24 protein-coding genes are annotated in these 24,634 nt (G+C 62.7%); 8 read left to right on the top strand and 16 right to left on the bottom strand.

What is annotated here, in order from left to right; translation table 11 throughout:
• The first annotated feature begins 13 nt into the window (after positions 1-13).
• A complete protein-coding gene (tnpC, locus tag KXR72_RS07135) occupies positions 14-1,552 on the top strand; it encodes an IS66 family transposase (RefSeq protein WP_437420432.1) in 1,539 nt (512 codons plus the stop codon).
• A 209-nt stretch (positions 1,553-1,761) separates the two neighbouring features.
• Here tnpC and KXR72_RS07130 read toward each other — a convergent pair whose 3' ends face one another.
• Together KXR72_RS07130 and KXR72_RS07125 are read right to left on the bottom strand one after the other, a co-directional pair.
• Positions 1,762-2,169, bottom strand: a complete 408-nt coding sequence (locus KXR72_RS07130) for a PA2817 family protein (protein ID WP_437420431.1) — start codon at positions 2,167-2,169, stop codon at positions 1,762-1,764.
• A gap of 377 nt (positions 2,170-2,546) precedes the next feature.
• Positions 2,547-4,994 (bottom strand): acyl-CoA dehydrogenase, encoded by a 2,448-nt coding sequence (locus KXR72_RS07125; protein ID WP_437420430.1) that lies wholly within the window; start codon positions 4,992-4,994, stop codon positions 2,547-2,549.
• Between the two features lie 638 nt (positions 4,995-5,632).
• On the opposite strand from KXR72_RS07125, the gene KXR72_RS07120 reads away from it, so the two are divergent.
• The 3 genes from KXR72_RS07120 (at position 5,633) to queF (ending at position 8,247) form a co-directional block, all read left to right on the top strand.
• A complete protein-coding gene (locus KXR72_RS07120) occupies positions 5,633-6,565 on the top strand; it encodes an ABC transporter ATP-binding protein (RefSeq protein WP_437420429.1) in 933 nt (310 codons plus the stop codon).
• Positions 6,562-7,341 carry an ABC transporter permease gene (locus KXR72_RS07115; protein WP_437420428.1) on the top strand — a complete coding sequence of 260 codons (780 nt, stop codon included), beginning with the start codon at positions 6,562-6,564 and terminating at the stop codon, positions 7,339-7,341. Before KXR72_RS07120 ends, KXR72_RS07115 begins: the two co-directional genes overlap by 4 nt.
• A gap of 75 nt (positions 7,342-7,416) precedes the next feature.
• Positions 7,417-8,247 (top strand): NADPH-dependent 7-cyano-7-deazaguanine reductase QueF, encoded by an 831-nt coding sequence (gene queF, locus KXR72_RS07110; protein WP_437420427.1) that lies wholly within the window; start codon positions 7,417-7,419, stop codon positions 8,245-8,247.
• A gap of 45 nt (positions 8,248-8,292) precedes the next feature.
• Here queF and KXR72_RS07105 read toward each other — a convergent pair whose 3' ends face one another.
• Positions 8,293-8,559 (bottom strand): DUF4404 family protein, encoded by a 267-nt coding sequence (locus tag KXR72_RS07105; protein WP_437420426.1) that lies wholly within the window; start codon positions 8,557-8,559, stop codon positions 8,293-8,295.
• 226 nt (positions 8,560-8,785) lie between these two features.
• Here KXR72_RS07105 and KXR72_RS07100 point away from each other — a divergent pair, with 226 nt between their 5' ends.
• Positions 8,786-9,487, top strand: a complete 702-nt coding sequence (locus KXR72_RS07100) for an MlaA family lipoprotein (RefSeq protein WP_437420425.1) — start codon at positions 8,786-8,788, stop codon at positions 9,485-9,487.
• 80 nt (positions 9,488-9,567) lie between these two features.
• Here the strand turns inward: KXR72_RS07100 and KXR72_RS07095 are convergent, their stop codons facing one another.
• Positions 9,568-9,867, bottom strand: a complete 300-nt coding sequence (locus tag KXR72_RS07095; RefSeq protein WP_437420424.1) for a PilZ domain-containing protein — start codon at positions 9,865-9,867, stop codon at positions 9,568-9,570.
• A gap of 205 nt (positions 9,868-10,072) precedes the next feature.
• On the opposite strand from KXR72_RS07095, the gene rssB reads away from it, so the two are divergent.
• Together rssB and rssC are read left to right on the top strand one after the other, a co-directional pair.
• A complete protein-coding gene (rssB, locus tag KXR72_RS07090) occupies positions 10,073-11,257 on the top strand; it encodes a two-component system response regulator RssB (RefSeq protein WP_437420423.1) in 1,185 nt (394 codons plus the stop codon).
• Complete coding sequence (gene rssC, locus KXR72_RS07085) at positions 11,254-11,736, top strand: anti-sigma factor antagonist RssC (protein ID WP_437420422.1); 483 nt, start codon at positions 11,254-11,256, stop codon at positions 11,734-11,736. Before rssB ends, rssC begins: the two co-directional genes overlap by 4 nt.
• A 33-nt stretch (positions 11,737-11,769) precedes the next feature.
• On the opposite strand, the gene tal is transcribed toward rssC, so the two are convergent.
• From tal to KXR72_RS07065, 4 genes are all read right to left on the bottom strand, one after another.
• Entirely contained in the window at positions 11,770-12,696 is a 927-nt protein-coding gene (tal, locus tag KXR72_RS07080) for a transaldolase (protein ID WP_437420421.1), read from the bottom strand.
• 101 nt (positions 12,697-12,797) lie between these two features.
• Positions 12,798-13,799: a tRNA dihydrouridine(20/20a) synthase DusA gene (dusA, locus tag KXR72_RS07075; RefSeq protein WP_437420420.1), complete on the bottom strand. Its 1,002-nt coding sequence runs from the start codon at positions 13,797-13,799 to the stop codon at positions 12,798-12,800.
• Between the two features lie 115 nt (positions 13,800-13,914).
• The gene (gene alr, locus KXR72_RS07070) at positions 13,915-15,003 is read right to left on the bottom strand and encodes an alanine racemase (protein WP_437420419.1); all 1,089 of its coding nucleotides are present in this window, start codon (positions 15,001-15,003) and stop codon (positions 13,915-13,917) included.
• 205 nt (positions 15,004-15,208) lie between these two features.
• A complete protein-coding gene (locus tag KXR72_RS07065) occupies positions 15,209-16,138 on the bottom strand; it encodes a LysR substrate-binding domain-containing protein (protein WP_437420418.1) in 930 nt (309 codons plus the stop codon).
• 101 nt (positions 16,139-16,239) lie between these two features.
• Between KXR72_RS07065 and KXR72_RS07060 the strand changes: the two genes are divergently transcribed.
• Positions 16,240-16,944, top strand: a complete 705-nt coding sequence (locus KXR72_RS07060) for an SDR family oxidoreductase (RefSeq protein WP_437420417.1) — start codon at positions 16,240-16,242, stop codon at positions 16,942-16,944.
• Between the two features lie 14 nt (positions 16,945-16,958).
• On the opposite strand, the gene KXR72_RS07055 is transcribed toward KXR72_RS07060, so the two are convergent.
• The 8 genes from KXR72_RS07055 to KXR72_RS07020 form a co-directional block, all read right to left on the bottom strand.
• On the bottom strand, positions 16,959-17,663 hold the full coding sequence (locus KXR72_RS07055; RefSeq protein WP_437420416.1) for a GntR family transcriptional regulator: 705 nt from the start codon (positions 17,661-17,663) through the stop codon (positions 16,959-16,961).
• A 59-nt stretch (positions 17,664-17,722) separates the two neighbouring features.
• Positions 17,723-18,430: a GntR family transcriptional regulator gene (locus KXR72_RS07050; protein ID WP_437420415.1), complete on the bottom strand. Its 708-nt coding sequence runs from the start codon at positions 18,428-18,430 to the stop codon at positions 17,723-17,725.
• A 50-nt stretch (positions 18,431-18,480) separates the two neighbouring features.
• A complete protein-coding gene (locus KXR72_RS07045) occupies positions 18,481-19,509 on the bottom strand; it encodes a proline racemase family protein (RefSeq protein ID WP_437420414.1) in 1,029 nt (342 codons plus the stop codon).
• A 10-nt stretch (positions 19,510-19,519) separates the two neighbouring features.
• Positions 19,520-21,001: an aldehyde dehydrogenase family protein gene (locus KXR72_RS07040; protein WP_437420413.1), complete on the bottom strand. Its 1,482-nt coding sequence runs from the start codon at positions 20,999-21,001 to the stop codon at positions 19,520-19,522.
• Positions 20,998-22,281, bottom strand: coding sequence for an NAD(P)/FAD-dependent oxidoreductase (locus tag KXR72_RS07035; RefSeq protein WP_437420412.1), 1,284 nt, complete (start codon positions 22,279-22,281; stop codon positions 20,998-21,000). Before KXR72_RS07035 ends, KXR72_RS07040 begins: the two co-directional genes overlap by 4 nt.
• A gap of 87 nt (positions 22,282-22,368) precedes the next feature.
• Positions 22,369-23,247: a 4-hydroxy-tetrahydrodipicolinate synthase gene (gene dapA / locus KXR72_RS07030; RefSeq protein ID WP_437420411.1), complete on the bottom strand. Its 879-nt coding sequence runs from the start codon at positions 23,245-23,247 to the stop codon at positions 22,369-22,371.
• Between the two features lie 32 nt (positions 23,248-23,279).
• Complete coding sequence (locus tag KXR72_RS07025) at positions 23,280-23,945, bottom strand: amino acid ABC transporter permease (protein WP_437421310.1); 666 nt, start codon at positions 23,943-23,945, stop codon at positions 23,280-23,282.
• 16 nt (positions 23,946-23,961) lie between these two features.
• Positions 23,962-24,633, bottom strand: coding sequence for an amino acid ABC transporter permease (locus KXR72_RS07020; protein ID WP_437420410.1), 672 nt, complete (start codon positions 24,631-24,633; stop codon positions 23,962-23,964).
• Position 24,634: the final 1 nt, after the last annotated feature.

The following is a 24,634-nucleotide window of genomic DNA, read 5'->3' as shown; positions in this document are numbered from 1 at the left end:
ATAATCCGGCGCCATGAAATCTGGCGCCGATAACCTTCCCGACGATCCCGTTCTGCTCAAGCAGCTGTTGCTGTTGGCGCATGGAAAGGTGGCCCGACTCCAAGAACAGGTCGCCCTGTTGCGGCACAAACTGTTCTCGCCCAAATCCGAGCGCAGCCCTGAAGATGCCGCTTCACCGCAGTTGGCCATGTTCAACGAAGCCGAAGAACTGAGCGAAGAGCCGGTTGCTGAGGCTGTCGACGTGCAAGGTGAAGCCGAAGAAGTCGTCGCACCGGTCAAGCGTCGCGGCAAGCGCAAGCCGCTGCCGGCCAACCTGCCGCGCGTGGAAGTCATCCATGAGCTGCCCGACCACGAACTGACCTGCGCCTGCGGCGCCTGCAAACAGGTCATCGGTGAAGAAACCAGCGAGCAGCTGGAGATCATCCCGATGCAGGTGCGGGTGATCCGCCACATCCGCAAGACCTACGCCTGCAAGGCCTGCGAAGCGGCCCCGGTCACTGCTGACAAACCGGCGCAACTGATCGAGAAGAGCCTGGCCAGCCCCAGCGTGCTGGCGATGCTGCTGACCACCAAGTACGCCGACGGCATCCCGCTGTACCGCTTCGAGAAGATGCTCAGTCGCCACGGCGTCGACATCCCTCGCCAGACCCTGGCGCGCTGGGTGATCCAGAGTGGCGAACAGCTACAACCGCTGCTGAACCTGATGCACGACACGCTGCTCGACTACCCCGTGCTGCACTGCGACGAAACGCGCCTGCAGGTGCTGCATAAACCGGGACGTGATCCCACCGCGCAGTCCTGGATGTGGGTGCAAAGCGGTGGGCCGCCAGACAAGCCGGTGATCCTTTTCGACTACACGGCCAGCCGCGCGCAGGAGGTGCCGTTGCGCCTGCTCGCAGGCTACCGCGGCTACCTGATGACCGACGACTACGCCGGCTACAACGCCGTGGCCGCGCAAGAGGGCATCGAACGCCTGGCCTGCTGGGCGCATGCGCGGCGCAAGTTCGTCGAAGCGCAGAAGGTGCAGCCCAAGGGCAAGACCGGCCGTGCCGACATGGCGCTGAACCTGATCAACAAGCTCTACGGCATCGAGCGTGACCTGAAAGAGGCCAACGACAGGGAACGCCTGACCGCCCGCCAGCAACGCAGCCGGCCACTGCTCGACCAGCTCAAGGCCTGGCTGAACAAGACCCAGCCGCAAGTCGCCGGGCAGACGGCGCTGGGCAAGGCGGTGAACTACCTGGCCAGCAACTGGAGCCGGCTGGTGCGCTACGTCGAAGGTGGACATCTGCCGATCGACAACAACCGCGCGGAGAACGCCATCCGCCCGTTTGTCATCGGCCGCAAGAACTGGCTGTTCAGCGACACGCCCAAGGGCGCCACGGCCAGCGCGCAGATCTACAGCCTGATCGAAACCGCCAAGGCCAACGGCCAGGAGCCTTATGCCTGGCTGCGTTACATCCTCGAACGTTTGCCAACGGCACAGAGCGTCGAAGACTACGAAGCGCTGCTGCCGTGGAACTGCTCGCCAGCTTCTGCCTCTGCTTCCTGAAAACAAACCTCGTCCTGATGGACGGGGTTTATGGAGCGCTTACGTTGCTCATTGGTTTGGCTCCGGTGCTTTGGTCGGCGCTATCGTAACTCCGCTGAGAAACTGGCGTATGCCTATGTTGTTCAATAGCCAGGACCCTTTGACCTAGCCTGGAGGAACGTTTGGCAACGGCTAGCCTGATTGCCTCATAGGTCGCAGAACCTGTTCGATCAGTGCCGCGCGCCATCCTCGGGCATCGTTAGCAGTTGCCGTTCAAGGTTCCAGTCGAACGGCTCGTCGTTCTGCTCGGCTTCGTAGCGGCGTTCTTCCAGGCGCTGGAAGAGTTCGATTTCTTCGTCTGGCATGAAGTGCAAACAATCGCCCCCAAAGAACCAGAGCAGGTCCCGCGGGACGAGGTGGGCAATTTGCGGGTAGCGGTGGAAGACCTGGCAGATGAGGTCCTGGCCGAGGTGACGTTCGGCCGGCACGTCCTTGAGGTTCATGATCAGTTCGTCGAAGCGCTCGAGGAAAAGGGCGTGGCTTTCCTCTGAGACCTGTTCGGATTCGCCCATGGCGAGGAGGATGCCGCGCAGATGGGCGAGCAGTGCCAGGTTGTGATCGTGGTATGCGTTGGCCATGGTTCACCTGTGTCGAGTTGGGCGCGCGATTATAGGGTGCGGCGCGGTTGTAGGGCGTGTCTAGTTGACTCGTTGGTATGGGTGGGGTTCGATTTTCGAGACCGAGGGTTAAGCCAGGCGCGGGTTGTGCGGGCTTGGTTTTCCACGGCTGGAGGCCGGGGCAGCGGGATGTCGCGATGTAGCTATCAATGTAGTGTGCAGGTGTACCGGTGTTGCGACGATTAGCCAGCGCGGACCCGGCCCCTCACCCCAGCCCTCTCCCCGGAGGGGAGAGGGGGGGTGGTGCGGTTCTGCCTGCAGTTGGTTCTGGGGGTCTGTTCCGGACGTTTTCACCTAAACAGCAGGGTTCTGCTTGGTGCGTGCGGATGGGGCACGAGTTACCTCACCCGATCCGGTTGGTAGCCGAGGTCTTCCTTGGCGAAGTCGTCGACGCTGATGACTTTGCGTCTGGCGGCTTCCGCTTCAGTCAGTTGCTGGGCTTCGGCACTGTCTAGCACGCCGGCGGCGACGGCGGCATCAATGGGGTTCTCTCCGGCGACGGGCTTCACGTCGCCGCTCTTGACTGCCTTGTGCAGCTTTTTCTGCAGCGGTTGCGCAGCGACCAGCGCATCATAGGCGTCACGCAGGGCCACCAGGGCTTGGTCGCCGCGTGCCGGCCGGTACACGCCTTCGAGGATCTGTTCGAGGGCAGGATCGCCTTCGGGACGACCCAGGATAGCTGCCACTTCAGCGTCCAGTTCGTCGGACGGCCCCTTGTGCCGCGCGCCGAATGGGAAGACCAATACCTGGAGCACAACGCCGAGCAGGCGGTTCGGGAAATTGGCGAGCGTGTCGGCGAGCGCCTGTTCGGCTTTGTTCAGGCAGTCTTCGAGTGCCCAGCGCAACAGCGGCGCCTGGTCCGCCGGGTGGCCGAGGTCGTGATAGCGCTTGAGGGCGGCCGACGCCAGGTACAGATGGCTCAACACGTCCCCGAGGCGGGCGGAAAGCCGCTCGCGTCGCTTCAGTTCGCCGCCGAGCAGCATCATGGAGAGGTCGGCGAGCATGGCGAACGCTGCGGCGATGCGATCCAGGGCGCGGAAGTAGGGGCGGGTCAGGTCGTTGCCGGGCGCTTTGCCGATCAAGCCGAAGGTCAGGCCCAGCAGCAGGGTGCTGGCAGTATTGCTGACAGCGAAACCGATATGTTGCATGAGCAGCTTGTCGAACTTCACGACGGCTGCGTCGCGATCGGGTTCATGCACCAGTTCCATTTCGCGCAGCACGAACGGATGGCAGCGAATGGCGCCCTGGCCGAAGATCATCAGGTTGCGCGAAAGAATGTTCGCGCCCTCGACCGTGATGGAAATCGGCGCGGACAGCCACAGCCGGCCCAGGTAGTTGTTCGGCCCCATGATGATGCCCTTGCCGGCATGGATATCCATCGCATCGGTGACGCACGCGCGGCCACGCTCGGTGAGGTGGTACTTGAGGATGGCCGAAAGGACCGACGGCTTTTCTCCAAGGTCGACGGCGTTGGCGGTGAGGATACGGGCGCTGTCCATCAACCAGGCGTTGCCGCCGATCCGCGCCAGAGGTTCCTGGATTCCCTCGAAGGCAGCGAGTGGCACATTGAATTGTTCGCGGATGCTGGCGTAGCGGCCGGTGACGTAGCTGCATGTCTTGGCGGCGCTGACGCCAGTGGCTGGGAGCGAGATGGAGCGCCCCACAGACAGGCAGTTCATCAACATCATCCAGCCTTTGCCGATCATGTCGCGACCGCCGATGATGGCCTCCAGCGGCACGAATACGTCTTTGCCCCAGTTCGGGCCGTTCATGAAGGCTGCGCCGAGGGGCAGGTGGCGGCGGCCGATCTCGACGCCGGAGGTGTCGGTGGGAATCAGGGCGAGGCTGATCCCCAGTTCCTCCTCGTCGCCGAGCAGGTGTTCCGGGTCGTATGTCTTGAACGCCACTCCGAGCAGCGTCGCGACTGGGCCAAGCGTGATGTAGCGCTTCTCCCAATTCAGGCGCAGGCCGATTACTTCTTCGCCTTGCCACTGGCCCTTGCAGATGACGCCCGTGTCGTTCATCGCGCCCGCGTCTGAGCCGGCATAGGGGCCGGTCAGGGCGAAGCAGGGTATGTCAGTGCCCTTGGCCAGGCGCGGCAGGTAATGGTTGCGCTGCTCGTCAGTGCCGTAGTGCATGAGCAATTCGGCCGGGCCGAGCGAGTTGGGCACCATGACGGTTGTCGCCAGGTCGCCGCTACGGGTCGCGAGCTTCATCACGATCTGCGAATGCGCATAGGCGGAAAAGCCCTTGCCGCCGTATTCCTTCGGGATGATCAGTGCGAAGAAGCCTTCGGCCTTGATGTAGTCCCAGGCCTCCTGCGGCAGATCCAGGCGCTGGCCGATCTCCCAGTCGCTGACCATGGCGCAGAGTGTTTCAGTCGGGCCGTCGAGAAAGGCTTGTTCTTCATCGGTGAGCCGGGCCTTTGGATAGTTGAGCAGGACGTCCCAGTCGGGCTTGCCGCTGAACAGTTGGCCATCCCACCAGACAGTGCCGGCGTCGATGGCATCGCGCTCGGTATCCGAAATGGGAGGTAAGACTTTCTTGAACCAATCGAACATGGGGCCGCTGAAGTGTTTGATACGCAGATCAGGTATTAGCAGCGGGACGGCGATCGCCGCGAACACCAACCAGAGAATAATCATCAGCCAGGCCGGCGTTTCATAGGCCGCTCCCATCAGCGACAGGTAGGCCGCGACCATGATCAACGCCGGGACGGGTGAGACGCGCAGGTGGGCGATGACGGCGATACCGACCAGGAGAACGAGCAGCCAGAGCAGGGTCATGAGCATTTCCTTGTTGAGCGGATGGCGTCCTGTTCGAGCATAGGCACTGTGCCCACGGCGGTGAAGGGACTGTTTGCCGCGATTGGTTTCAGATAATGACCGGAACGGTGGGGGCGAGTTCTGGTTTGGGGCTGATGTAGGTGCCTCGCCGCGGATCTAGGCTTTTGGGCTTGAGTGGTTGCAATTCACCGCGGGGTCGCGGTTCCCACGGAAGCGGCGTCTAGGATTGGACTTTTGTAGGAGCCCCGCCCTCGGGGCGAAGCCTTTTAGGCTTGAGTGGTTGGAGTTCGCCGCGGGGTCGCGGCTCCCACAGAAGCGGCGTGCGGGATTGGGCTTTGTAGGAGCCCCGCCCTCGGGGCGAAGCCTTTTAGGCTTGAGTGGTTGGAGTTCGCCGCGGGGTCGCGGCTCCCACGGAAGCGGCGTGTAGGATTGGACTTTTGTAGGAGCCCCGCCCTCGGGGCGAAGCCTTTTAGGCTTGAGTGGTTGGAGTTCGCCGCCGGGGCGCGGTGCCTACGGAAGCGGCGTGTGGGATTCTTTTGCAGGAGCCCTCCTCGGGGCGAGCTCGCGCTGATGTGGTTGTAATTGCCCTGTCCTGCCCTTATGTACTGCAGATCCCTCCAGCGTTGCGTGCATGTTCTATGACTACCGCTTTGTCCATCCGGCAGTTGACCAAGACTTACGGAAACGGCTTTCAGGCCCTCAAAGGTATCGACCTCGATGTGGCCGAAGGTGATTTCTTTGCGCTGCTCGGCCCCAACGGCGCGGGCAAGTCCACCACGATCGGTATCCTTTCCACGCTTGTGAACAAGTCCGGCGGCACGGTCAATGTATTCGGCCGTGACCTGGATCGCGACCCCGGCGGCCTCAAACGCTGCTTGGGGGTAGTGCCGCAGGAGTTCAACTTCAACCAGTTCGAGAAGGCATTCGACATTCTCATCACCCAGGCCGGCTACTACGGCATCCCGGCGAAAGTCGCCAAGGAGCGCGCCGAGCAATACCTCAATCAGTTGGGCCTGTGGGATAAGCGTGATGTCTCGTCCCGCATGCTGTCCGGCGGCATGAAGCGGCGCCTGATGATCGCGCGTGCGCTGATCCACCGGCCTCGCTTGCTGATTCTCGACGAGCCTACGGCGGGCGTGGACATTGAATTGCGCCGCTCGATGTGGTCGTTCCTCACCGAACTCAACCGCGAGGGCATCACCATCATCCTGACCACGCACTACCTGGAAGAAGCCGAACAGCTGTGCCGCAACATCGGCATCATCGACCACGGCCAGATCGTACGGAACACCAGCATGCGTGAGCTGCTCAAGCAGCTGCATGTCGAAACCTTTCTGCTCGATCTCAAGGAGTCGCAGCTGGTGCCGCCGGAGCTAGGGGCCTACCCGGCGCGCCTGGTCGACCACCATACGCTCGAGGTGCAGGTCGAGAAGAGCCAGGGCGTGACCGAGCTGTTTCGTATGCTTTCGGCGCAGGGCATCGAGGTGCTGAGTTTGCGTAACAAGACCAACCGGCTGGAGGAGCTGTTCGTGTCGATGGTGGAAAACAACCTGCCCAAGGTGGCCCAATGAACGCAGAATTCCGCCCGAACCTCGTTGCCCTGCAGACTATCGTCCACCGCGAAATTCGTCGTTACACCCGTATCTGGCCGCAAACGCTGTTGCCCCCGGCGATCACGATGGTGTTGTACTTCGTAATCTTCGGCAATCTCATCGGTGAGCGCATCGGCGAGATGGATGGCTTCACCTACATGCAATACATCGTGCCGGGCCTGATCATGATGTCTGTGATCACCAACTCGTACAGCAACGTGGTGTCGAGCTTCTTCAGCAGCAAATTCCAACGCTCGATCGAGGAGCTGCTGGTCTCTCCAGTTTCCCCGCACGTGATCCTTATCGGCTTCGCGCTCGGTGGTATCACTCGCGGTCTGGCTGTAGCGGTGATCGTCACCCTGCTGTCGATGTTCTTTACCGACCTGCAGGTGCATCACCTGGGCGTGACGCTTCTTGTGATTACGTTGACCTCGACGATCTTCGCGCTGGGCGGCTTCATTAACGCCGTGTTCGCGCGCAACTTCGACGACATTTCGATCATCCCGACTTTCGTCCTCACGCCGCTGACCTACCTGGGAGGGGTGTTCTACTCGATCCACCTGCTGTCGCCGTTCTGGCAGACCCTGTCGCTGGCCAACCCCATCCTGCACATGGTCAACGCCTTCCGCTACGGCATCCTTGGCGTATCGGACATCCGCATCGGCACCGCCATCAGCTTCATGCTGGTCGCGGCCATATTGATGTACCTCTTCTCGATCCGCCTGCTGACCAGTGGGCGCGGGATGCGCCAGTAACAGTACCGCCGGGTGCGGTGATAAACGCAGCGCAACCCGATACACTGTTGGCCGTTTTTCGTACAGGTTCCCACCATGCAGCATCCCGCCGAACATTCGCCGCTGGGCAAGACGAGCGCCTATGTCGCGACCTACAGCCCCGAACAACTCTTTCCCATCCCGCGCGCGCCCAAGTGGGCCGAGCTGGGGCTGACTGCCGAAACATTGCCCTATCGCGGCGTGGATATCTGGGACTGTTACGAGTTGTCCTGGCTGCTGCCGTCGGGCAAGCCGGTGGTCGCCATTGGTGAGTTCAGCATCCCGGCCGATTCGCCGAACATCATCGAATCGAAGTCGTTCAAGCTTTATTTGAACTCGCTCAACCAATCCTGCTTCGAGAATTCTGAAGTGCTGGTTGAGGTGATGACGCGCGACCTGTCAGCAGCAGCAGGCAAGACCGTTGGCGTCAGGCTGAGGACGCTGGCCGAGGTGGCGGCGGAGGGCATCGCACTGCCTGCCGGCATCTGTATCGACGCGTTGGACGTGGCGATCGACAACTACGACTCACCGCGCGCTGCCCTGCTGCGCTGCGAGCCGGGTCGACAGGTGGAGGAGTGCGTTTACAGCCATCTCCTCAAGTCCAACTGCCCGGTGACCGGCCAGCCTGACTGGGGCACGGTGGTTATCGATTACAAGGGGGCCGCGCTGGATCATGCGAGCCTGTTGGCCTACCTAGTGAGCTTCCGTCAGCATGCGGATTTCCACGAGCAGTGTGTCGAGCGCATCTTTCTCGATCTTCAGCGCTTGCTCGAACCGCAACGGCTCACTGTGCATGCCCGCTACGTGCGCCGGGGCGGGTTGGACATCAACCCCTACCGCAGCACCGAAGCGCTGACGCCCGACAACGGCCGCTTGGTCCGCCAGTAAGTGAACGCGCGGACGACGCTCGTCTTCCGCGCCGTCTCCTTTCCTTTAAATACCCATGTTCGCCAGCGTCTGCATGATGTTGCGCAGCGTCATGGCGGTATTCGGATGGCTGGCCTCGAAGCGCTCGACCGCCAGGTTAACGCCATCGACGAGCGAATCGTTCTGGTCGACCATCTCCTGATTGGAGAGGCGCAACTCGATGTCCCGCGCGATAAGTTGCAACTCCTCGCGCTCTTCTTCAGTCAGCGGCGTGTCCTGCGCCAGTTGACTGCGCAACTCGAGCAATTGCGACTGCAGGTCATGTTCCGACATCGTGCTTCCCTCTATTGTTGGTGCCATCTCGTAAGGCCGGTGGCCATGTTTCAAGCCTAAACCAGCAAGCCAGGCCTGTCTGTTTCGATAGGCTACGCCCGGGCGAGTTCGTTGCGCTGTTTGCCAACCGATTGTGGGCGTGACTGACGGCTGACGGCAGGCGTCGGAAAGGCCTTATACTGCTGCGCTTTCACGGCAGCCCGCACTCGGACAAGAGGATGCAGCGATGCGATCGATCGGCAAGGAATGGTTCGGTTATTTCAGGCTCACGCTGGTAGCGGCGTTGGCCATGCTAGGGGCGACCTCGTCGTTCGCCGCAGAAGAAGACCCTTGGGAGGGCGTTAATCGCGTGGTGTTGCGCTTCAACGACACCATCGACACCTACACCCTCAAGCCGTTGGCGAAGGGTTACCAGAAGGTAACGCCTGACATCCTCGAAACCGGCATCGGCAACGTGTTCAGCAATCTTGGTGACGTTGTGGTGCTGACCAACGACCTGCTGCAAGGCAAGGTCCGCGACGCGGGCATCGACACCAGCCGCATCCTGTTCAACACCACCTTCGGTGTGCTGGGTTTCTTCGATGTCGCAACGCCCATGGGGTTGCAGAAGAACGATGAGGATTTCGGCCAGACGCTCGGCGCCTGGGGATTGGGTAGCGGGCCCTATGTCGTGCTGCCGTTGCTCGGCCCGAGCACCGTGCGCGACGCCGCCGGCCGTGTGCCCGATTCGTTCCTGCAGCCCTATCCGCACATCGACCACATCCCGACCCGCAACGTGACACGCGCCGTGAACGTGGTCGACTTGCGCGCCGAGCTGCTGTCGGCCGAGCGGATGATCACCGGTGATCGCTACATCTTCATCCGCAACGCCTACCTGCAGAACCGTGAGTTCCGAGTGCAGGATGGCCAGGTCGAAGACGACTTCTGACGGGCACGGTAAACAGCTTGAAACAAAACGGGAGCGCCAAGCGCTCCCGTTTTTTTTGCCATCCTCGAGCGAGGCTTACCTCAACTCATTGACAGGATGCTCAGCCCCAGGCTCTGGCGGCCGTCCTCGTGGGTGCCGACGCGCACCACCTCGGTTTCGGCGTCCAGCCCTTTCAACTCGGCATGCTCGGACGGGATCTGCACCCGCACCTTGTCACCCATGCTCAGCTGTGCAGCCGTGAGCACCTGCATCCCGGTACTCGACAGGTCCTGACACACGCCCTGAAACGTCTGGCCGGCGTGGATCAGCGTCACGGTCGTATCGACCTGCATGCGGATGAAGTCTCGTTTCTCGCTGTAGTCCCGATCGCGCTGGGTCATGGTTTCGTCCTTTAACTACTGTGGCCCCCGGGCCCTTATAACGCTCGCGAATCGAGGCTGTAAAGCAGCGCTTCGGGCGCCTGCGTCTGGCTTGAAACGCATGTCGTATGGGAGTACCGTCTGCGCCTTGAAAAGATCCCATGCCCAGCGCCCGCGCGGGGCTGATGCTCTCGCCAACATCCTGGCGATACCGCCTGGTAGGACCATGCAGAACCCAAGCGCGACGCTGCTGATCATTGATGACGACGACGTAGTGCGAGCCAGCCTGGCTGCCTATCTGGACGACAGCGGATTCAGGGTTCTGCAGGCGCCCAACGGGCCACGCGGCATGGAGCTGTTCGATACCGAGCACCCCGATCTGGTGATCTGCGACCTGCGCATGCCGCAAATGGACGGGCTGGAGCTGATCCGCCTGGTGACTGAACGCCAAGCCGATCTGCCGGTGATCGTCGTCTCCGGTGCCGGGGTGATGAGCGATGCCGTCGAGGCGCTGCGCCTCGGCGCGGCCGACTATCTGATCAAGCCCCTGGAAGATCTGGCCATGCTCGAGCACTCGGTACGGCGTGCGCTGGATCGTTCGCGGTTGCGGTTGGAGAACCGTCGCTATCGCGAGCAGCTTGAAACGGCAAATCGTGACCTGCAGGCCAGCCTGCATCTGCTACAGGAAGATCAGGACGCGGGCCGTCAGGTGCAGATGAATATGCTGCCTGACACTCCCTACGGCATCGACGACTTTCATTTCGCGCATCAGATCATTCCGTCGCTTTACCTGTCGGGAGACTTTGTCGACTACTTCCGCGTCGACGAGCACCGCATCGGCTTCTACCTGGCCGATGTCTCCGGCCACGGCGCTTCGTCCGCGTTCGTGACCGTGCTGTTGAAGTTCATGACGACACGGCTGCTCTACGAGTCGCGGCGCGGCGGCGCGCTGCGCGAGTTCAAGCCGTCCGAGGTACTCGACCACATCAATCGCGGCCTGATCAATTGCAAGCTCGGCAAGCACGTGACCATGCTCGGCGGCGTGATCGATCAGGAGCGCAACCTGCTGCACTACAGCATTGGTGGCCATCTGCCGATGCCGGTGCTCTTTACCGATGGCCAGGCGCGTTACCTCGAAGGCCGGGGCCTGCCGGTTGGCCTGTTCGCCGAAGCGACCTACGATAACTACGAGATAGAGCTGCCAGCTTCGTTCAGCCTGACGCTGCTTTCCGATGGCATCTTGGACCTTTTGCCCGGCGAGACGCTCAAAGCGAAGGAGGCGGGATTGCCTGGGCTTGTCGCCAAAGCGGGCGGCACGCTCAAGGGGTTGCGCGAGGTATTCGGCCTGGCTGGTCTTGAAGACATGCCGGATGACATCGCATTGCTGGTATTGAGCAGGAACCTTGCATGAGCATGGGTACGATCCAGTTCGCAGAACAGGATGGGACCTTCGTCCTGAAGTTCGTCGGTGAGATCCGTTTGACGCTCTGTTCTGCGCTGGACGCGACGATCGAGAAGATCTTCTCGTCGCTCAACTTCTCGGCGATCGTTATCGATCTCACCGAGAGCCGCAGCATTGACAGCACCACCCTTGGCCTGCTGGCTAAGCTGTCGATCCTTTCGCGGCAAAAGGTCGGCATGTTGCCGACCCTGGTCACCACCCACGAAGACATCACCCGCCTGCTCCAATCCATGGGGTTCGACCAGGTGTTCAATATCGTCGACCAGCCGTTGCCAACGCCTGACCAACTCGCCGACCTACCGAGCCAGGATCAGTCCGAAGAGGTGGTGAAGGGCAAGGTGCTTGAGGCTCATCGCATCCTGATGAGCCTCAACGAGTCCAACCGCGAGGCCTTTCGCGACCTCGTAACGGCGCTGGAGCGCTCCTGACTGTCATTTCGGACTACAGCTGAGCTTGAGCGACTACAGCTTGGTCGGCAGCAGCGCTTCGAGCTTTTCCTGATCCCGTGCGAACTGGCGGATGCCTTCGGCGAGCTTCTCGGTTGCCATCGCGTCCTCGTTCAGCCCCCAGCGGAAGTTGATTTCATCCATCGCGATACGCGGTTCGGTCGCGCGACCTGGTTCGAGTGCACGCGCCAGCGGCCCCTCCATGTCAGACAGCTGCCCCAGTAGTTCCGGGCTGATGGTCAGGCGATCGCAGCCGGCCAACGCCTCGATCTGGCCAACGTTGCGGAAGCTGGCGCCCATGACGACCGTTTTGAAGTCGTTGCCCTTGTAGTAGTCATAGATGCGGCTGACCGACTGCACGCCCGGGTCTTCCGCCCCTGCGAAGTCGCGGCCTTCATGCTTTTTGTACCAGTCGTAGATGCGGCCCACGAACGGCGAGATCAGGAATACGCCCGCATCGGCGCAGGCCACGGCCTGGGTGAAGGAAAACAGCAGGGTGAGGTTGGTTTGGATGCCGGATTTTTCCAGCTGCTCGGCTGCACGAATGCCTTCCCAGGTCGAGGCGAGCTTGATCAGTACGCGGTCGCGGGAAACGCCGGCTTTCTCGTATAGGCCGATCAGGCGCTCGCCGCGCTGCACCATCGCCTTGGCATCGAACGACAGACGCGCATCGACTTCGGTGGAGATCCGCCCAGGGATCAGCTTGAGCACTTCCTGCCCCACGGCCACCGCGAACAGGTCGCAACCCAGCCCGATATCGCCTTTGCAGCCAGACATTGCCGCCTGTAGGTGCTCGGCGTAGCGCGGCAGGTTCGCAGCCTTGAGCAGCAGCGACGGATTGGTGGTGGCGTCCACCGGTTTCAAGCGGGCAATGGCGTCGAGGTCACCGGTATCGGCGACAACGGTGGTGAATTGCTTGAGTTGTTCCAGCTTGGATGTCATGGGGCGCTCTATCCTCTGAGGTTGCGTTTCGCCGCGGCGGGCTGGGTGGAGCCGGTTACGGACAGCACTTGGATCGAAAAAGATCCGGCGTGTTCCTCGCTTCAGCGACCTTCCAACAAGCCGATCGCCTGGTCAAGCAAGGCCAGCGGCTCGTCAGTCTTGTGGACGTCTACCGATAGCAACTGGCGGAAGCGTCGCGCGCCTGGGAAGCCCTGCGCAAGGCCCAGTACATGACGCGTGACGTGGTGCATCGAGCCGCCGCTTTCTAGGTGCTGCTCGATGTACGGGCGCATGCGCAGCAGCGCATCGGCGCGGCTAATGGGACGTACATCGCAGCCGAAAAGCCGGGCGTCGACCTGCGCGAGCAGGTAGGGGTTGTGATAGGCCTCGCGCCCGAGCATGACGCCGTCGAGTTCTTGCAGGTGCGCTTCGCACTCGTCGAGCGTTTTGATGCCGCCGTTGAGGATGATCTCCAGCTGCGGGAAGTCCGCCTTCAGCTGCCGGACGACTTCATAGCGAAGCGGCGGAACCTCGCGGTTTTCCTTCGGTGACAATCCTTCAAGGATGGCGATGCGCGCATGCACCGTGAAACTGCGGCAGCCGGCTGCGTGCACCTGGCCGACGAAATCACGCAGCTGCGCGTAGCTGTCGCGGCCGTTGATGCCGATCCGGTGCTTGACGGTCACCTCGATGCCCACCGCATCCTGCATGGCCTTGATGCAGTCGGCGACCAGCGCCGGGTGGGCCATCAAGCAGGCGCCGATCATGTTGTTCTGGACGCGATCACTGGGGCAACCGACGTTGAGGTTGACCTCGTCATAGCCGGCGGCCTCGGCCATCTTCGCGCAAGCGGCCAGATCGGCCGGCACGCTGCCGCCCAGCTGGAGCGCTAGGGGATACTCCGCCTCGTCGTGGCGCAGGAAGCGTTCGGCATCGCCGTTGATCAGCGCGCCGGTGGTGACCATTTCGGTGTAGAGCAGGGCGTGGCGTGACAGCTGGCGCAGGAAGAAGCGGCAATGACGGTCCGTCCAGTCCATCATCGGTGCCACGCTGAAGCGGCGCGAAGGGGAAGGGCGCAGGGTGGGGTTTTGCGGGCTATTCATAGGGTGTCCGGCTGATCGTGCGGGCTGGCCGTGCCGAAGCGCGCTGAAAAGGCGGGCATTTTATCAGCAGTGCTAATACCGCGCCCGAACAAGTCGGGTGCTGACCCGCCGTGCGTCAGACACCCGAATAGCTTCTGCGGACACGCTTGAGATTGCAGAACAGTTGATAGGGGATGGTGCTGGCGCGCTGCGCCACGTCGTTGACCGAGACCTGGCGGCCCCAGAGTTCGACCGCGCTGCCGACCCCAGCGTTGGGCAGGTCGGTCACGTCGACGGTCAACATGTCCATCGAGACGCGCCCGATCAGACGGGTCAGCGTGCCATCGACGGCCACCGGCGTGCCGGTCGGTGCGTGGCGGGGGTAGCCGTCGGCATAGCCCATCGCGACCACACCGACCCGGGTCGGGCGCTCAGTGACGAAGCGCGCGCCATACCCGACCGCTTCGCCAGCTGGAAGCTCGCGCGTGGAGATGATTTTGGAGGTCAGGGTCATAACCGGTTGGAGTTGGTCGGCCAACGGTTGCGGTGCATCGAAGGGGCTGGCGCCGTAAAGCATGATCCCGGGTCGCAGCCAGTCGTGGCGGCCTTGGACGGCAAGCACTTGACGCCAGCCGAGCAGCGAGGGTGAATTGCACAGGCTGACCTCCGCCTCGAGCGATTGCCGGGTACGCTCGATGCACGTCAGTTGCTTCGGGGTGGCCGGCTCGTCCAGCTCGTCGGCCTGAGCGAAATGGCTCATCAGCACCAGCTTTTCGACGTTGCGGCTCATGCGCAGGCGTTGCCAACCCTGTTCGAACTGCTTGGGATCCAGCCCGACACGATGCATCCCTGAATCGAGCTTGACCCAGCAGGTCAGCGGCGCCTGCAAGCGCGCGCGTTCGATCGCCTCGACTTGCCAAGTTGCATGCACGACGCACCACAGCCGGTGCTCTGCCAAGAGCGCCAGTTCGTCCGGCTCGAAGATGCCCTCGAGCAACAGAATCGGCGCGCGGATGCCGGCCTGGCGCAGCTCCAGCGCCTCCTCGATGCAGGCGACTGCGAACCCGTCGGCGTCTGGCTCCAACGCCTGGGCGCAGCGAACGGCGCCGTGGCCGTAGGCGTCCGCCTTAATTACCGCCAGCGCACGTGCCTGACCTGTTTGGCGGGCAAAACGGTAGTTGGCGCGCAGGGCATCGAGATCGATCAGGGCGTGGGCTGGGCGCATGGCAGGGTCTCCAGTGGCGGTCACGCTCGCGCTCGGCGTGCCGCCTGTTCGAATGGCTCGCGGCAGCATCTGCTCGCCGACGAAGTGCCGGCGAAGTGTAGAAAAGTGCCGATAGGTAAGTTCGCTATTTATGAGCGCCTGTTTGGAGATTACCGCTTCGAACCGTCCGTTCATCAGGGGCGTCGGCATCGCCTGGGCTCATCAATCAATGGATATCCCTATCCGCCGCCTGTGCCTCATCGATCAGCCAGCCGATCACCTTGCCTGCTGGCGAGTCGGCAGGTGCCGGGCTGGCTGTGAGCAGGTAGAAGCCGGCACCGACATCCAGCTCACAGGCGCCCTGAACAGCCAGCACAAGGCTGCCACGCGCCAGCCCATCCTCGACCAGCAGGCGCGGCGCCAAGGCTACACCCAGACCCTGTTCAGCAGCCTCGATGGCCAGGCTGGTTTGCGTGAACACCGGGCCTGCGCCGCCGTTAGGCGTGCCCTGGGCAAAGGCATCGAACCATGGCGCCCAGCGGTTGTGTCCATCTGTAATCAGCGGTGCATGCGCAAGGTCCCCAGCGCTGGTCAGGCCGTGCTGCGTGACGAGCGCGGGCGCACAGACCGGCACCAGGCGCGCGTGAAGCAGGTGTCGACTGTGCGCGTCGGGAAAAGGCGGGCTGGCCCAGCGAATTGCCAGGTCCACGCGCCCCGGCCCCTTGAGCGGGCGGGTGGTGTTGGAGGCATCGATCATCAAAGCGATATCGGGATGTGCCTCGGCCAGGCGCGTCAGGCGGGGGATCAGCCAGCGGCTGGCGAAGGAGGGCGTGGTGCTCAGCGTCAGGCGGTTCTCGCCTTCGCTGCTGGCAGCCACCAGCTCGCGCGTCGCTTCCTCGACCACACCCATCGCCAGGCGGATACGGTTGGCGTAGTCGAGCGCGGCGGGCGTCGGCTCCAGGCCGCGGGCATGCCGGCGAAACAGCGCGCAGCGCAATTCGGCCTCCAGGGCGCGTACCTGTTGCGCAATGGCTCCCTGCGTCAGATGCATTTCATCGGCCGCCGCCCGAAAGCTGCCGAGCCGCACACTGGCCTCGAAGGCGAGCAGGTGATGCAGGTTCGGTAGTGACCCCTGGCGGGCTCCCCATCGTTTCACTCGGAAGTTTTCCTACTGGCTGGCAGTGTTACAGATGATTGGTCAACGCTGGTCAGAGCCGTTGAAATAAGCGCATTCAGGCTATGTTGAGGAGGCGCGGCATGACAAGCAGGAAAGTAGCAGTGATCACGGCCGGCGGTAGTGGCATCGGCGCGGGGGCGGCGCGCGCGCTCGCGGAGGACGGTTATGAGATTGGCATCCTGTCTTCATCGGGCCGCGGCGAAGCCCTGGCGCGCGAGTTGGGCGGCATTGGGGTGACCGGCTCCAACCAATCCAACGAAGACATCAAGCGTTTGATCGACGAGGTCGAGGCTCGCTGGGGGCGCATTGATGTGCTGGTCAACAGCGCCGGGCACGGTCCGCGGGCAGATTTGCTGGAAATTACCGACGAGCAATGGCAAGGCGGCATGGACGTATATTTCCTCAGCGCCGTGCGCCCGACCCGGCTGGTGGTGCCGCTGATGCTGAAGCAGAAGGGCGGCGTGATCATCAACGTCTCGAGCTTCTCGGCCTTCGAGCCCGACCCGACGTTCCCGACGTCCAGCGTTTTCCGCGCGGGTTTGGCGGCCTATACGAAGCTGTTCGCTGACCGCTACGCGGCCGACAATATCCGCATGAACAACGTATTGCCCGGCTTTATCGACAGCCTGCCGGAGACGGCCGAACGCCGTGAACGTATCCCCATGCAGCGCTACGGCAAGGTCGAGGAAATGGCGGCGGTGATTCGCTTCCTGGCCTCGCAGGGCGGCGGCTACATCACAGGCCAGAACCTGCGGGTGGACGGTGGCATCACCCGCTCGATCTGATTGGCGGCGTCCGGCTAGAGCTTCATCGACTCGGTAAGGTTCTGCTGCATGTAGTCGAGGAAGCGGCGCTGGAACAGCATCGTGTGCTCATGGGCAGCGCGCTCCGCGGCTTCGGCATCCCGGGCGCGGATGGCCTCGACGATTTCGTCGTGATCGCGCCCGAGGCGGTTGGAGCTGGCTGTGCTCATGATGAAATCGAAGTGCAGGTGTTGCAGCCGTTGGCCTTCGTCGAGCAGCTTCTCGTAGTAGCTGGTGAGGTAGGGATTACGTCCGGCACGGGCAATAGCCAGGTGAAATTCCCGGTTCAGCTCGGTCATCAGCTGGAAATCCCCCTTGTTGATCGAGGCCATGTAGGCATCGCTCGCCTGGCCAATCCGATCGATATCGTCGGGCGTGCCCTGCAGCGCGGCGAGCCGGGTTACGGCTCGCTGGATCAAGTCCAGCGCAGCGATGTAGTTGGGAAATTCGTCGATCTCGAAGGGTGTGACCAGCGTCGTTCGGTTCGGAAGGATGGTGACCAGCCCTTCGGTGACCAGCCGGGCAAGGGCGTCGCGCACGGGCGAGCGTGACAGGCCGAACTGTGCGGCCAACGACACCTCGTCCAGCGGTGCACCGGGCTTCAGTTTCAGCGTGAGGATCTGCTTGCGCAGCTCATCGTAGATGTAGCGGCCACCGTGGCGGCGCGCCTTGGGCTCGGGTTTCACTGCCAAATCATTCATCAGGGCTTCTCTGCGTACGGTTGCGCGACGGCACTAATCGTCCGGCGCGCGGCGCTCGCTCAGGCAATCGACAGGCCGGCCGTCAGGTTCTGCTTCATGAAATCGAGAAAACGATCCCTGAACAGCATCGTGTGATCATGAGCGGCGCGTTCGGCTGCATCTGCCTGGCGTCGTTCGATGGCATCCATCAGCGTGTCGTGGTCCTGCTCGGGTTGGGTCAGGTTACGGGAACTGATGACGAAATCGAAGTGCAGGTGCAGCAGCCGCTGGCCTTCGTCCAGCAGGCGTTCGTAATAGGTGGTCAGGTAGGGGTTTCCACCGGCGCGAGCAATGACCATGTGAAATGCCTTGTTCTGCTCGGTCATCGTTTGGAAGCCGTCGCTGGTCAGGGCTGTTACGTAGCGCTCGTTGGCCGCGCGGATCTTCGCCATGTCGGCATCGCTGCGATTGAGCGCGGCTAACCGGGTCACGGCGCGTTGAGTCAGGTCCAGCGCGGCAATGTAGTTAGGAAATTCCTCGATCTCAAAGGGTGCGACCAGCGTGGTGCGGTTGGGCAGGATGGTCACCAGGCGTTCCGCAATCAAGCGCGCTAGGGCGTCGCGTACGGGTGAACGGGACACCCCAAACTGATTGGCCAGCGATACCTCGTCGAGCTGTGTGCCCGGCCGCAGTTCAAGCGTCAGGATCTGCTTGCGCAGCGCCTCGTAGACGAAGCGGCCGCCATGACGGCGCACCGCTTTGCCTGTGTCCAGCGTCAAAACATCCATCAGGCGCCCTCTGTTGTCGTTGTGGGTCAGGCTGCGGTTCGTCTCGCCAGCTAGTTGGCGAAGCCCGATCCCCAGGTGTCGCTCAGCATGAAGCCGGCGGCTAAGGGGTCATCCGGGTCGACGCCCAGCTGTTGAATGCCGTAGACCCAGGCCCGCCCGGTCACGCGCGGCAATACCGCGGCGCGGCCGCCAACTTCGGTCCGCCCGAGCAGGTCGACGTTGAACTCGCCGCCTATGGTCGAGCGCGACAGCAACCGGTCGCCAACCTCCACGAGGCCGCGCGCATCGAGCGTAGCCAGGTTGGCCGAGCTGCCCGTGCCGCAGGGCGAACGATCGACCCGACCGGGAGGCAGCGTGGTGCAGGTCTGGTAGGTCTTGTCGTCGATGCGATTGCGGAACATCACGTAGGCGACTTCGTTGATCGATTCGAACAAAGGGTGCTGGACTCGGACGTGTCGGTTGATCACTTCCTTCAGCGCCACACCGGCGCTCGCCAACTCGCGGGCGTGCTCGGGTGCGATTGAGAGGCCCACCTGATCGACGTCCACCAGCGCGTAATACACGCCACCGAAAGCGATATCGGCTTTGATACGCCCGAACGGCTCGGTCTCGATGTCGACATCCAGCGTTTCGACGAACGCCGGCACCATGTCCAGCGATACGCTCAGGCAGCGTCCGTCTTCGCAACGCGCCTTGGCGGTGACCAATCCGGCCGGGGTATCGAGTACCACGACCGACTCGGGCTCCTGCATCGGGACCATGCCGAGTTCCAGCAAAGCGGTGACCACGCAGATGCAATTGCTACCGGACATGGGGTGCGCCTTGTCCGACTGCAGGACGATGAATCCGGCCTGCGCTTCCGGGCGCGTCGGTGGCAGCAACAGGTTCACCGACATCTGCAGGCAGCCGCGCGGTTCGAGCGTTACTAGGCGTCTGAGGCTGTCGTCCACCTCGTTGATGTAGTTCATCTTCTCCAGCATGGTACTTCCGGGGACGTCGATGACGCCCCCGGTGATGACCTTGCCGATTTCGCCTTCGCAATGCACGTCCACGAGTTGCAGGGTTTTCTTCCAGCGCATGGCGGCTATCTCACTTGATGTACCAGCCCCAGGGCTGGTCACTGTCGTAGCGGGTGATCTGCTTGGTTTCCAGATAATTGTTCAGGCCCCACTCACCGAGCTCGCGGCCGATGCCGCTTTGCTTGTAGCCGCCCCAGGGCGCTTCGGTGAAGGTCGGTTGCGAGCAGTTGATCCAGACGATCCCGGCGCGCAGCTTGCGGGCAACGCGTTCGCAGCGTGCCAGGTCGGCGGACATGACCGCTGCAGCGAGGCCGAATCGCGAGTCGTTGGCCGAGCGCAGGGCCTCGGCTTCGTTGTCGAAGGGGCGCACGCAAACGACGGGGCCGAAGATTTCTTCCTGCCAGATCCAGCTGCCTTCCGGCACATCGGCGAAGATGGTCGGCTGCAGGTAGAAGCCTTTATCCAGGCCGGCGGGGCGACCGCCGCCGGCAAGCAACTTCGCGCCTTCTTCACGGCCTCGGGCAATGGCTTCGAGGATCTTGTCGTACTGGGCGCGGTTGACGATGGGGCCTAGCAACACGCCATCTTCCATGCCGTTGCCGATCTTGACCTTCGCGGTTTCGTCGGCGAGGCGTTTGAGCAACGGCTCATAGAGGTCTCGCTGCACGAGCACGCGCGAGGTGGCCGAGCAGACCTCGCCCTGGTTCCAGAAGATGCCGAACATGATCCATTCGACGGCGGCCTCGATATCGCTATCGTCGAACACAATGAAGGGCGACTTGCCGCCGAGTTCGAGGCTGATGTTTTTGATGTCGCGCGCCGCGGCCTGCATGATGCGGCTGCCGGTCGGCACGCTGCCGGTGAACGCCAGCTTGTCGATGCCGGGGTGTTCGCTGAGCGGCGCGCCGGCATCTGGACCGAGGCCGGGCACGACGTTGAGCACGCCGGCCGGTAGCCCGGCTTCGTCGGCGATGCGGGCCAGTTCCAGCGCAGTTAGCGGCGTCAGTTCCGAGGGTTTTAGCACCATGGTGCAGCCGGCAGCGAGCGCGGGCGCCACCTTCCACGAGGCCATCAGCATCGGGAAATTCCACGGAATGATGGCGCCGGCGACGCCGATCGGCTCCTTGCGTGCGACCGAGCTGAAGCGGTCATCGGCCAGGGCCACGGGTTTCTCGCGCTGCTCGTCCAGCTCTTCAGCCAGGTCCGCATAAAAGTCGAAGCAGCCCGCCGTATCGCCGATATCCCACAGCGCCTCAGGCAGCGGCTTGCCATTGTCGCGCACTTCCAGTTCGGCCAGTTGCTGTTGCCGCGTGCGGATGCCTTCGGCGATCCGGCGCAACACGGCGGCCCGCTCCGCACCGGTCATCTGCGGCCACGGGCCTTCGTCGAACGCCTTGCGCGCAGCCTTCACGGCGCGGTCGATGTCCTGCGCGGTGGCGGCCGCAACCTGGGTGATCACGGTTTCGGTACTCGGATCGACCGTCTCGAAGGTGCCGCCCTCGGCCGGGGCGACCCAATGGCCGTCGATGTACAGGCGTGTGTAGTCGGTCATGCGTGTCCTCCAATAAGCGCGAAGCGATCGGCTTTAAACGGGGTGAGGTCCTGGGCTGGCGTGCGGCCGGCTACCAGGTCGGCGATCAGGCGGCCCGTGGTGGCGCCGAGCGTGAGGCCCAGCTGGCCGTGGCCGAAGGCCATGAAGACGTTGGTCAGCCGCTCGCTGCGGTCGATGATGGGTTTGGTGTCGGGCAGGAAAGGGCGATAACCGACGCCATATTCCAGATTGCGGGTCTGCAGCTGGGGCAGAATCCGCTGCGCCTTTTCCAGAATGATTTCGGCGCGCTTGAAGTTGGGCTCAGCGTTCGGTCCGGCAAATTCGATAGTGCCGCCGATCTGCAACCCGCGCGTCATGGGCGCGAAGCAAAAGCCGCCGTCGGCGTAGATCACCGAATGGCGAATCTCCACGCCCGGCTCGGGCAGCACGGCCTGATAGCCGGCGATGCCGGCCAGCGGGATGCTCACGCCCAGTTGGTTGAAGAACTGCCGCGAGCCGGCACCCGCCGCGATCACGACCTTGCTTGCTGGGAAGCGATCGCCGTTGGTGAGGGTGACGCCGGTTACGATGTCGTCCAGCTCGACCAACTGCTTCACTTCGCCGAGCACCCTGACGCCGCCCTGGTTGGTGAAACTCTCGGTCAGCGCCGCGATGAAGCCTTCGGTATCGCTGACGTTGCGCCAGTCCGGGAACAGCAGGCCGTGCTTGAACTTCCCTGCCAGCGCCGGCTCGAGGTCGGCGATGGCCGCGGCATCGAGCTCTTCGGACTTGAAGCCCAGCTGCTTGCGCAGTTCCAGGTGCGGGCGCTCGTGGGCCAGCCCATTGGGCGAGTCGAATACCTCGATGATCGGCCGTGTACCGAGCAACGCCTTGTCCGCGCAGGCGTCGAGCAGCGGGGCGTAATCGTCATAGACGCGGCTGGTCAGGGTGGTAATGGCCTCGGCAATCTCGACGATTTTCGAATGCCGGGCGCAGGCGAGAAAGCGCAGAAACCAGGGAAAGATGCCGGGTAGCGCGGCAGGGCGCAGAGCCAGCGGGCCTTTCTGGTCCAGCAGCCAGCCGGGGATCTTTTTCAGAATGCCGGGCTTGGACAGCGGGATGACTTCGCTCACGGCCATCTGCCCGCAACTCCATTTGGCCGTGCTGTTGCCCGGCGCCGCGGGGTCGATCAGGGTGACGGCATAACCGTCGCGCTGCAGGTAGAGGGCGCAGCAGACGCCGACAATCCCACCCCCGATGACGATGGCCTTTTCTTTGTGTTCCGCCTGCGAATCATTCATGACACGCGCTCTCGATACGACAGATAGGGTAGGGGGCCGGCGCCCCGGTCGTTGAATCAAGGGGCCCTCGTCGGGCCCGGAGTTGCATCAGCGTTGCGAGGCTTCGAAGACCTTGCGGAATTCGGCCTTCTCGTCATCGGTCAGGGGCAGCAGGGGCGCGCGCGCATTGCCTGCCTTGAAGCCAGCCAGTTCGGCACCGTATTTGACCTTCTGTACGAACTTGCCGCTTTCAAGGTTGGCCATGATCGGGAACAGGTTGCGCATGACGTTCTGCGCCCCGGCCAGGTCGCCAGCGCTGAACTTGTTATAGAAGTCGACCACCTTCTCCGGAAAGATGTTGGCCGGTCCGCAGATCCAGCTGGTTGCGCCCCAGATGAAGAAGTCCAGCGCCTGGTCGTCCGAGCCGCACGACAGTTCGATCTTGCCCTTGTAGTTCTCGCCGATCTCGATGGCACGCAGCAGGTTGCCGCTGCTCTCCTTGATGGCGACGACGCGCGGGTGATCTTTCAATGCTTCGATCACGCCCATGCCGACCTCGACGTTGGTACGGATCGGGTAGTTGTAGAGCACCACGTTGATGTCGGGGAAGGTGTCAAGGATGGTCTGGTAATGGCTGAGCAGTTCTTCCTGCGACGGCAGTGCGTAATACGGCGGAGCGATCAGCAGGTTGTTGTAGCCGGCATCGACGGTCTGCTGAATTTGCTCGAGCACCTCGCGGGTGCAGGAGCCGTTCGCGCCGGCGATCAGGGTGCCGCGGTCGCCGACCACTTCCTTGACGGTAGCCAGGATCTGGCGGCGTTCAGGGTTCGTCAGCGCGTAGTATTCACCGGTCGAGCCCAGCGGGACGAAGCCGCTCACGCCCGCATTCAGGTGATGCTCGACGATGGCCGCCAGCGTTTCGTGATCCACGGCGCCGTTGGCGTCGAACGGGGTAACCAGGGCGGGAAGGATGCCTTTGAGATGCATGGTGGTTCTCCTGTTTCAGTAATGCGTACGGGTTAGTAGGCGTAGCGCTTGAGCATGCGGGCCTCGACCACGCCAACCAGGCGGGTGAGTGGGAACGCGACGAGGAAGTAGATGACGGCCACGGCGGAGAGAAACTCGACCGGTCGTGCGGTGCTGTTGGAAATGTTCTGGCCGACGAACATCAGGTCGGCGACGCCCACCGAGGAGATCAGCGCGCTTTCCTTGAACAGGCTCACCACGTTCGAGAGCAGCGGCGGCACCGAGCGCAGCAGCGCCTGCGGGAAGATCACGTAGATCACCTTGACTCGTGACGTCAGGCCGAGCGCAGTGCAGGCGTCGTGCTGGTCGGCGGCGATGGACTTGAGCGCGCCGCGGAAGGTCTCGCTGGTGATTGCAGCCATGTACAGCGTCAGCGCGATGAACACCGAGACGTACGGCGACATCGATACGCCAAGCACCACCGGGAAGCAAAAGAACACCCAGAACAGCTGAATCAGCAGCGGTGTGCCGCGAAAGAACTCCACGTATAGCGAACTCGGCCAGCTCAGCAGGCGGCTTTTCGATATGCGCAACAAGCTGATGAGGAAGCCCGCCAGGCTGCCCGCCAATGCGCAGCTGAGCGTGATGGCCAGCGTCAACGCCAGGCCCTTGAGCAAGACGTCCCAGAAGAAAAACACGGCTGTGAAGTCGATCTCGATATTCATGTTCAACTCCTCAGCGCGCGGTCGCGGCTTCCTGGCGGCGCTCGTAGTACTGCACCAGCTGCGAGATGGGCAGCGAGAGGGCGAAGTAGATCAACGCGATCAGGCTGTAGGTTTCCAGGGGGCGATAGGCTTCGGTGGCGAGCATCTTGCCGACGTACATGAGGTCCGAGACGGCGACGATGGCCACCAGCGCGCTCTGTTGCAGGCTGCCGATTCCGTTCGTCATGAGCACCGGCAGCGCGCTGCGCAGGGCTTGTGGCAGCACCACATAGACCGTCCGTTGCCAGGGCTTTAGGCCGAGCGCGATGCTGGCGTCCAGATGTTCACGCGGTACTGCCTGTACGCCGGCTCGATAGGCTTCGGCATTGAACGCCGTCAGGTTGAGTCCGAGTGCCAGGAACCCCATGGCGACGGGGTCGAGAAACACGTTGAACAGCATTGGCACGCAATAGAAGAACCAGACGATCTGCAGCAGCGCCGGTGTGCAACGAAAGAATTCGATGAACAGCTGAGCGGGCCAGCGCAGGAACGGCCAGCGACTCATGGCGAGCAGGCACAGGCCGAATCCAAGGACGAGGCCGATCACGTTCGAGACGAAGGCCAGCTGCAGCGTGACCATCAGGCCGTCCCAGATCGCGTCGAAACTGCCCTTGAGGAAGTGGAAGTCGAATTGGTAGTCCATG

Source organism: Stutzerimonas chloritidismutans, from assembly GCF_051486945.1.
Taxonomy (GTDB): Bacteria; Pseudomonadota; Gammaproteobacteria; order Pseudomonadales; family Pseudomonadaceae; genus Stutzerimonas; species Stutzerimonas chloritidismutans_B.
Note: the sequence above shows the minus strand (reverse complement) of the source record. Positions and strands in the feature narration are given on the sequence as shown.